This window comes from Microcoleus sp. MON1_C1, from assembly GCF_036701945.1.
Taxonomy (GTDB): domain Bacteria; phylum Cyanobacteriota; class Cyanobacteriia; order Cyanobacteriales; family Microcoleaceae; genus Microcoleus.
Map to the genome: position 1 here is coordinate 1 of NZ_JAUBRO010000137.1, position 1,349 is coordinate 1,349.

Here is a 1,349-nt window from a genome sequence, read left to right on the forward strand (position 1 = left end):
TTGTTTTAGCTTTTAAACGGAACTTACCCCACACACTAGATCGCGAGAGGTTTTAAACCCCGAGCGCGCGGTCTTTCGGCGTGATATCAATTCCGGTTGCACCGGAATGATATAGCTTTGGTTGTAGGCCAGCAATGGAAACAAGTAATACCAAATCCGGGTTACTTACCCCCTTTATGATGGCGAAAAAAAACTTCACTCGCTTGTGTGATTTTAAAAACCCCAACTAGGGAGAATTTTTTGAAGAAAGCTGTCGCCAATTTCCAGAAATTAGCTGGTTTAACAATTAGTAAACAAGTGAATATATTAGCGCTCCCCAGCCTCGCGCTCGTTGATAGTCCTGTTAGATAAATTCACCGCCCAACCAGCGGTTATCCTTCACAAGGCAAGCAGTTTGGTGGCCACCAATAATAATTGGTCAGATTTTTGAGGGGTTCTGTCATAGTTGCTGATAAAATTTGACAACGTTCTTCGAGAACTGCTTCCAAGTTCACGGGGTGACAACCACGTCAGAACATAGATAGAATCAAGGACATAGCCCTCATACCCCTTTGAAAAAAGGGTAGTTTATTTCGCCTAATTCTCATTAATTCAATCTGGGAGGGTGACAAAGAGGTCTATGAAATAGACTGGATAAGGGTTGCAGCCCGCATACCTTGTTGATAAAAGCGGCGTTTAGAAGGAGTTAACTTCATTAACTGTTCCACCTCCCAAGAATATTGTTCTAGATAATTAACCCACTTTTCTCCATCTAATCCAACACCAAATGTACTCCGTCTGCGATATTTTTTCTTGGGTTCTTTGCGACGAGATACATATTCTTGTACCTGCTTTTTCTTCAGTTCAGTACCTTGAAATATTGCTGAACTGTACGCAAGTGTCATGAGCAGAATCATGTTAATAAGTCTGTTCCCTTTGAGGCTTGTTCCCTGACGGGGTGACAACCCCGTCAAAAGCTTGATAAAATCAAGGACATAGCCCTCAAACCCTTCTGAAAGAATGGGAACTTATTGCGTCTAATTTTCATCAATTCCGCAATAGTTGCATGGCAAAAATCCATCCCTACTACCCACAATTGACCATATAATCCAATCCAAAAACTACTATGACGGCGTTGCGCTCGTTTCCACTCAATCAGGCGACCGATGTATTTCTGAATTCCCATTTGCTTAAACTTACGTCCCTGTAAAATAGCGCAACTGTAAGCCAAAGCTATCAATAAAATTAAAGTTTTTAGGCGGTCGTCACAAGCGTAGCTTTTTTTAAGATTATCTGGGGGGGTAACAACCAGCCTGAAACCCATACCTTTGTAAGGATTGAGCCAATGTGTGCTAAAAAAAAATAGGCAG

At 41.7% G+C, this 1,349-nt stretch carries 1 protein-coding gene and 1 pseudogene; both read right to left on the minus strand.

Translation table 11 applies throughout. From position 1 onward, the window contains the following. Positions 1–617: 617 nt before the first annotated feature. Positions 618–884 (minus strand): hypothetical protein, encoded by a 267-nt coding sequence (locus QUA62_RS29190; RefSeq protein WP_333408280.1) that lies wholly within the window; start codon positions 882–884, stop codon positions 618–620. A gap of 65 nt (positions 885–949) precedes the next feature. Further along, positions 950–1,349: pseudogene (locus QUA62_RS29195) on the minus strand (hypothetical protein); the annotation flags it as partial.